This window comes from Methylobacterium sp. E-016, from assembly GCF_022829745.1.
Classification (GTDB): domain Bacteria; phylum Pseudomonadota; class Alphaproteobacteria; order Rhizobiales; family Beijerinckiaceae; genus Methylobacterium.
On the sequence record NZ_JAKSYF010000113.1, the window covers coordinates 116,604 to 123,812 of the forward strand.

General features: G+C 69.6%; 5 protein-coding genes and 1 pseudogene. All 6 read right to left on the minus strand.

Features of this window, described 5'->3' with window-relative positions; translation table 11 throughout:
* Positions 1-52: 52 nt before the first annotated feature.
* Positions 53-2,812 carry a phosphoenolpyruvate carboxylase gene (locus MKK68_RS14355; RefSeq protein WP_243935665.1) on the minus strand — a complete coding sequence of 920 codons (2,760 nt, stop codon included), beginning with the start codon at positions 2,810-2,812 and terminating at the stop codon, positions 53-55.
* A 179-nt stretch (positions 2,813-2,991) separates the two neighbouring features.
* Positions 2,992-3,882: a succinate--CoA ligase subunit alpha gene (gene sucD / locus MKK68_RS14360; RefSeq protein ID WP_147726362.1), complete on the minus strand. Its 891-nt coding sequence runs from the start codon at positions 3,880-3,882 to the stop codon at positions 2,992-2,994.
* Between the two features lie 29 nt (positions 3,883-3,911).
* On the minus strand, positions 3,912-5,084 hold the full coding sequence (locus tag MKK68_RS14365; RefSeq protein ID WP_244030839.1) for a malate--CoA ligase subunit beta: 1,173 nt from the start codon (positions 5,082-5,084) through the stop codon (positions 3,912-3,914).
* A 243-nt stretch (positions 5,085-5,327) separates the two neighbouring features.
* The gene (gene fchA, locus MKK68_RS14370; RefSeq protein ID WP_147726360.1) at positions 5,328-5,954 is read right to left on the minus strand and encodes a methenyltetrahydrofolate cyclohydrolase; all 627 of its coding nucleotides are present in this window, start codon (positions 5,952-5,954) and stop codon (positions 5,328-5,330) included.
* 17 nt (positions 5,955-5,971) lie between these two features.
* Positions 5,972-6,832: an NADP-dependent methylenetetrahydromethanopterin/methylenetetrahydrofolate dehydrogenase gene (locus MKK68_RS14375; RefSeq protein ID WP_244030840.1), complete on the minus strand. Its 861-nt coding sequence runs from the start codon at positions 6,830-6,832 to the stop codon at positions 5,972-5,974.
* Between the two features lie 223 nt (positions 6,833-7,055).
* Positions 7,056-7,209: pseudogene (locus tag MKK68_RS14380) on the minus strand (glycerate dehydrogenase); the annotation flags it as partial.

Sequence of the window (7,209 nt, forward strand, 5' to 3'; positions counted from 1 at the left end):
TTCAACATGGGCCTGCGCGTTCTCGGCGACAGGCCTAGGCGATACGTTTGCATCAGCCGGTCGCACCGAAGCCGACGGCGATGCAGTTGATCGAGAGCAGGAGCGCGGATTTCACCGCCTCGCGCTTGTCCTCGTCGGTCTCTGCGCGGAACCGGCGCAGCAGCTCGACCTGCTCGCGGCCGACCTGGTTGATCGTCGGCAGGCGGCCGGTGAGACGGTCGCGGAACAGCGGCGCGCGCTCGGCCAGCTCCCGCCCGCCGGTGATCCGCAGCACCATCTCGCGCGTCAGCGCGTACTCGGCTTCGATCATCCCGAAGATGCGGTCGCGGATCTCCGGGTCGGCGACGAGGCCGGCGTAATCCCGGGCGATGCCGAGATCGACCATGAGCAGCGTCTTCTCGACCTCGTCGAGGATCAGGCGGAACAGCCGGCATTCCTGGAACAGGCGCTTGAGCAGCGCTTCGCCCTGGTCGCCGCGCACGTCGAGGAAGCTGCGGATGCCGGAGCCGACGCCGTACCAGCCGGTGACGACGTGTCGGTTCTGCGACCACGCGAACACCCAGGGAATCGCGCGCAGGTCGCTCAGCGACTTCGCCCCGAAGCGCCGCGCCGGGCGCGAGCCGATGTTGAGCAGCGCGATCTCGTCGAGCGGGCTCGCGGCCTGGAAGTAGTCCACGAGGCCGTCGGCCTGGAGCAGGTTGACGTAGGCCGCGCGCGAGGCGCCGGACAGCGCCTCCAGCGCATCGTCGAACTCGTGCCGGGGCTGGTTCGCGCGCTGCCGCTCGGATTGCAGCGCGTGCTCGAACACGGAGGCCGCCAGCAGCTCCATCTGGTAGGCGGCGGTGCCGCGGTTGGCGTACTTGAACGAGACCACCTCGCCCTGCTCGGTGGTGCGGAAGCGGCCGTTGATCGAGCCGGGCGGCTGCGCGTCGATCCCGCGCTGGGTCGGCACGCCGCCGCGGCTCACCGAGCCGCCGCGCCCGTGGAAGAACGCGATCGGCACGCCGGCTTCCTTGCCGAGCGCCGTCAGCTTCGCCTGCGCCTTGTACAACTCCCAGTTCGAGGCGACGAAGCCGCCGTCCTTGTTCGAATCCGAGTAGCCGATCATCACCTCCTGCACGCCGCCCTGCCAGCGGGTGGAGCGGCGGACCACCGGGATGCCGACGAGCTCCTTCATGATCGCCGGCGCGGCGCGCAGGTCCTCGATGGTCTCGAACAGCGGCACGATCGGCAGCGGGCAGATCTCGGTGCCGGCGGCGTCGAGGTAGAGGCCGGCCTCCTTGGCCAGCAGGTAGGCGCCGAGGATGTCGGGCACCGAGCGGGTCATCGACAGGACGAAGGCGCCGAACGCCTCGCGGTCGAGGGTGTCGCGCATCTCGCCGACGAGCGCGAAGGTGGCCAGGGTCTCGCGGGCGTCGTCCGGTAGGCCCTCGAACGAGGTTTCGCCGGTCCGCGGCCGCGCCAGCTCGGCGACGAGCCAGGCCTTCCACTCGGGCGACTCGAGGTCCGGCGGCGCCTTGCCGCCGCTCTGGCGGGCGTAGAGCGCGTGCAGCGTCTTCGTGGTGCGGGTGGTGTTCTCGCGCAGGTCGAGGCGGACGGTGGAAAACCGGAAGATCTCGACCATGCGCCGCACCGGCCGCACGAGGTCGGTGGCGAGCGAGGTGCACTTGGCGTCCGCGAGGCCCTGCTCCAGGGTGCGCAGGTCGTTGATCAGCCCGTCGGCGCTCGGGTAGTCCGGCCCGCTCGTGCGGCCGCCCTCGTTGCGCCGGATCGTCGCCTCGATCTTGCGCAGGATGCAGGACAGGTACTGGCGATAGGCCTCGCCGGGGTTGCGGCCGGCGATCGCCTTGGCGTCGCCGCTCTCGGACAGGGCCCGGGCCAGCTCGGCCCGGAAGGTCTCGGGCACCGGCATCGAGCGTTCGGTGAGCGACAGCACCCGGCCGAGATGGAGCACGCCGTCGCGGTAGCGCCTGAGCGAGGCGAGCGCGTTCCACTTCAGCGTCTCGCGGGTGACGCTGGCGGTGACGTAGGGATTGCCGTCGCGGTCTCCGCCGATCCAGGAGCCGAACTGGAAGAAGGCCGGCACCTCGAACTTCTCGTCCGGATAGTACTGCGCCAGGGATTCCTCGAGCGAGTAGACCACCTCCGGCAGCATCTCGAACAAGGTCTCGTCGAAGAAGTGCAGGCCCCAGGAGACCTCGCGCTCGACGGTGGCCTTCTCCAGGTGCAGCTCGCCGGTCATCCAGACCAGCTCGATCTGGTCGCGCAGCTCGTTCATCAGGCCGTTGCGCTCGCGCGTGGTCCAGCGCGGCAATTCGAGCTCGCGCAGCACGAGGTAGATGCGCCGGAACTTCTCCAGCACGGTCACGCGCTTGCCCTCGGTCGGGTGGGCGGTGATCGTCGGGCGGATGCGCAGGTCCTTCAGCAGGGCATGGATCTGCGGCGCCGGGATGCCGCCGGCCGAGGCTTCCGCCAACACCTTGGCGAAGGACCCGCCGAGGGCCGAGCGGCCCTCCGTGCGCTCGACGTGCCGGCGCCGGCGCATGGCGACGTTCTGCTCGGCGATCGACAGCAGCTGGAACCAGATGCCCTGCACCTGGAGCGCCCGGGCCAGCATCTCGGGCGTGAAGGTCGAGATGTCGGCGGTGCCGTGCAGCACGGCCTCCAGCTCCGGCTCGTGCCGCCGCGCCACGTCGAGCAGCGCGTGGAACAGGATGTCGAGGGCTTCCTTCGACGAGGTGCCGGTGATCACCGGCGGCGCGAAGGCGTTCTCGTCGGCATGGCCGAGGGAGGCGTGAAGGGTCTTTGGCATCGGATCAAGCCACCTGGGGCGGATATCGTTTTGGCGGGGGTGGCACCGCGCGGCCCCCTCTCCCGAGCGGGAGAGGGTCGGGGTGAGGGGCTAGGTCATTCCGGAGAGGTCACGCCCCTCACCCTGTCCCTCTCCCGAACGGGAGAGGGGACCCGCGCTTCAGGTTCGCGCTTCGGGCGCTACGCCGCCCGCCGCATCACCTCGGCGACGGTGTCGCCGAACGAGCCGGGATCGGGCGCCACGGTCAGCCCGTAGGACCGCATGATCTCGGCCTTCTCGGCCGCGCTGTCGCCGGTGGCCGAGATGATCGCGCCGGCATGGCCCATGCGGCGGCCCTTCGGCGCCGTGAGCCCGGCAACGAAGCCGATCACGGGCTTCGAGAAGTTCGCCTTGATCCAGGCCGCGGCCTCGGCCTCCTGCGGGCCGCCGATCTCGCCGATCATCAGCACGGCCGCGGTCTCCGGGTCCTGCTCGAACAGCGCGAGGTGGTCGAGGAAGGACGAGCCGTTGATCGGGTCGCCGCCGATGCCGACCGAGGTCGAGATGCCGATGCCGTGCGCCTTCATCTGCGAGGCGGCCTCGTAGCCGAGCGTCCCCGAGCGCGAGATCACGCCGACGTTGCCCTTCAGGTAGATGTGCGGCGGCATGATGCCGAGCATCGACTTGCCGGGCGAGATGATGCCGGCGCAGTTGGGGCCGACCACCATGGTGCGGCGGTCCTTGGGGTAGCGCATCAGGTAGCGCTTCACCCGCATCATGTCCTGGGCCGGGATGCCGTCGGTGATCGAGCAGACCAGCTTCAGCCCGGCATCGGCCGCCTCCATGATCGCGTCCGCGGCGAAGGGCGGGGCGACGAAGGTGATCGACGTGGTGGCGCCCGTCGCCTCCACGGCGTCCTTGACGGTGTTGAACACCGGCAGGCCGAGATGGGTCTTGCCGCCCTTGCCGGGGGTGACGCCGCCGACGACGTTGGCGCCGTAATCCTTCATCTCCTTGGCGTGGAAGGTGCCCTTGTCGCCGGTGATGCCCTGGACGATGATCGGGGTGGTCTCGTCGATGAGAATGCTCATGGCGGTATCCTTCGCTTATCTCACGGACGTCAGTGCTTGGTGCCGCTGCAGGCCTCGACGGCCTTGCGCGCGGCCTCCGACAGGGTCTCGGCGGTGATCAGGTCGAGCCCGCTCTCGGCCAGGATGCGTTGCCCGGCCTCGACGTTCGTGCCGGCGAGCCGGACGATCAGCGGCACCTCGATCTTCACCTCGCGCGCCGCCTGGACCACGCCCTCCGCGACCCAGTCGCAGCGGTTGATGCCGGCGAAGATGTTGACGAGGATCGCCTTCACGTTCTTGTCCGACAGGACGAGGCGGAAGGCGGTGGCGACGCGCTCGGGGCTCGCGCCGCCGCCGACGTCGAGGAAGTTCGCCGGCTCGCCGCCCGCGTGCTTGATCATGTCCATGGTCGCCATGGCGAGGCCGGCGCCGTTGACGATGCAGCCGATCTCGCCCTCCAGCCCGATGTAGCTGAGGTTGTGCTCGGCGGCCTGGGCCTCGCGCGGGTCGCCCTGCGACGGGTCGTGCATGTCGGCGATGTTGCGGCGGCGGAACATCGCGTTGTCGTCGAACGACATCTTGGCGTCGAGCGCCAGCACGCGGTCGTCCTTGGTGACGACGAGCGGGTTGATCTCCAGCATGGTGCCGTCGCAGTCGCGGAACGCCCGGTAGGCGTTCATGATCGTCTTCACCGCGGCCGAGACCTGCTTGATGTTGAGGCCGAGCTGGAACGCGATCTCGCGGGCCTGGAACTGCTGCAGGCCGACGGCCGGCTCTACCACCACCTGGATCAGCGCCTCGGGCTCGCTGGCCGCGATCTCCTCGATGTCCATGCCGCCGCGCTGGGAGGCGATCACGCGGACGCGCTCCGCCTTCCGGTCGAGGACGTAGCCGAGATACAGCTCGCGCTCGAACGGGTCGGCGGTCTCGACGTAGACCCGCTGCACCGGCTTGCCCTCGGGCCCGGTCTGGAGGGTGACGAGGCGCTTGCCGAGCAGCTCGCGGGCGGCGTCGCGGACCTCGTTGTAGGTCCGGCACAGCTTGATCCCGCCGGCCTTGCCGCGGGCGCCGGCATGGATCTGGGCCTTCACCGCCCAGAACGAGCCGCCGAGCTCGGTCGCGGCGTAGACGGCCTGGTCGGCGCTGAAGGCGACGGCGCCCTTGGGAACCGCGACGCCGAAGCTCGCGAGCAGCTCCTTGGCCTGATACTCGTGCACGTCCATCGGGCGCCTCCTTCGGTACTGTTCTTGGCTGCGTTTCTACGCCCTCATTTTACTTTGGGGGAGAGCAGTGTCGCATTAAATTTTTTTGCATTCTCGTTGAGTTCGCCTTGATCGGCGAAGGAATGCTTGCGGTCTTCTTGTTGCGTCGCACAATCTTCTGGCGACGATCGTTTCCCGACTTCGCAATTCGCCCGTCGGCGGTCCCCGATCGCCGCCGATCGGGGACCGCCGACGGGCTTCGCGTCAGCTCACCTTGGCCTTGACCACGTCGTAGACCTTCTCGTTGAGCGGGCCGGCATCGCCGAGCAGCGCCTCGAGCTCGGTCAGGCGCCCCTGCGCGAAATCGCGGTCGTCGAGGCCCTTGGCATTGACGTAGACGTTCAGCGCCGCGCTGCGCAGGCCGGCATGGGCCGAGAGCACGGCGACGCCGGCATCCGAGATGACGTTGAGGTTGCCCTTGTCGGCGACGACCTCGGCGAGGTCGATCACCGCGCGGCAGGCGCGGCAGCAGGCGAGCGGCACGTCGGTCGCCACCTTCAGCGCCGCCTGGATCCGCTCGGCGCGGACCGCCTTCTCGTCGTCGGTGGCCTTGGGCAGCCCGTAGGCCCCCATCACCGCGTCGAAGGCGGCGACGTCCTCGGCGATCATGCCGGTGAGCTGCGCCCGCAGCGCCTCGGACTGGACGAGCATGTCCTTCAGCTCGGCCTCGACCTCGACGTACTTCTTCTTGCCGATGGTGAGGTTGCACACCATCGAGACCAGGGCCGCGCCCATGGCGCCGGAGATGGCGGCGGCACCGCCGCCGCCGGGGGTCGGGGCGGCGCTGGCCAGCCCGTCGAGGAAGGTCGCGATCGTATCGTGCTCGGCCATGCGCCCCACTCCCCCGTTCAGGCCATCTTCTTGGCGAGCGCGTAGATCTCCTCGGCATCCAGCACCTGCTCGGTGCTGTCGAAGAGCTGGCCGACGCAGGCGCGATGGAGCTTCAGCTTCAGGCCGCCGATGCCCAGTGCGCCGAACGACTTCTTGCCGTGCCGGTCCTTGCCCTTGTCCATGGCGTCGATGCCGCCGAAGCCGAGCGGCGGCTGGGCGTTGTAGTCGGCCACGAACTCGATCGAGGCCTCGTCCTTCCAGGCCGACTCGGGTAGCAGCTCGATGCCGATGGCGCCGGCCGAGAACACCAGGTTCTTGCCCTTGACGATCTCGGCGCGCGAGGCCTCGTCCGGGGTCGCGGCCGCCGTCACGGCGACGCCGAAGCGCTTGTTGACGGCGTCCGCCGCCGCCTGCGCGCGGACGAGCTGACGGGCGGCGAGGACGACCTCGGCGCCCTCCTGGGCGAGCAGCGCCGCCGAGCGCATGCCGACCGGGCCGGTGCCGGCGAGCACCACGGCCTTCTTGCCCTCGAGCGAGCCGGCGGCCTTCGCCACCAGAGCGACGCCGGCGGCGGCGGTGGTGTTCGAGCCGTTGGAATCGAGCATGGTCGAGACGCGGAACGGGCCGAAGAAGCGCTTCTTCACCGCCTCGAGCACCGCCTCGCCGGCCGCCATGTTGCCGCCACCGACGAAGATCGCCGTCGACTTCTTCTCCGAGCCGCCGCGGGTGTAGATCGTGCCGTCGACGAGCGCGCCGACGTTCTCGGGCGTCACGCCGCCGTAGCCGGTGATGTGGTCGGCGCCGCCGTCGTAGCCGACGACGGTGTCGAACACGGACGGCATCGCATCGGTGTCGAACAGGAACAGAAGCTTCTTCATGGTGCGTCCTCTCGCCCGCGTCTCGGCGCGGATGGCGTTCGTGTTGGAAATTGGGTTCGGGCTCGTCGGTCGCTCAGCCACCCTCCCCCTCTGCGGGGGAGGGTGGCCCGCGAAGCGGGTCGGGAGAGGGGCAGCGCGACGTTCGGAAACGTGGCTCCCCTCCCCCGACGTTCGCTGACGCGAGGCCCACCCTCCCTCGCAGCGGGGGGAGGGCGAGGTCGTCCTAGACCACGCTCTGCGGCTTCCCGGCGACGCACGCCTCGACGTTGTCGACGAGCTGGGCGGCCAGGATCTGCATCGCCCCCTTGCTGGCCCAGGCCACGTGCGGCGTGACGACCAGGTTCGTCAGGTCGAGGTCGCACAGGATGTTGTCGTTC

Excerpts from the sequence above, each read along its gene's own strand:
- MKK68_RS14375 (WP_244030840.1), bottom strand. The coding sequence starts at position 6,832 with ATGAAGAAGCTTCTGTTCCTGTTCGACACCGATGCGATGCCGTCCGTG.
- MKK68_RS14365 (WP_244030839.1), bottom strand. The coding sequence starts at position 5,084 with ATGGACGTGCACGAGTATCAGGCCAAGGAGCTGCTCGCGAGCTTCGGC.
- MKK68_RS14355 (WP_243935665.1), bottom strand. The coding sequence starts at position 2,812 with ATGCCAAAGACCCTTCACGCCTCCCTCGGCCATGCCGACGAGAACGCC.
- sucD (WP_147726362.1), bottom strand. The coding sequence starts at position 3,882 with ATGAGCATTCTCATCGACGAGACCACCCCGATCATCGTCCAGGGCATC.
- fchA (WP_147726360.1), bottom strand. The coding sequence starts at position 5,954 with ATGGCCGAGCACGATACGATCGCGACCTTCCTCGACGGGCTGGCCAGC.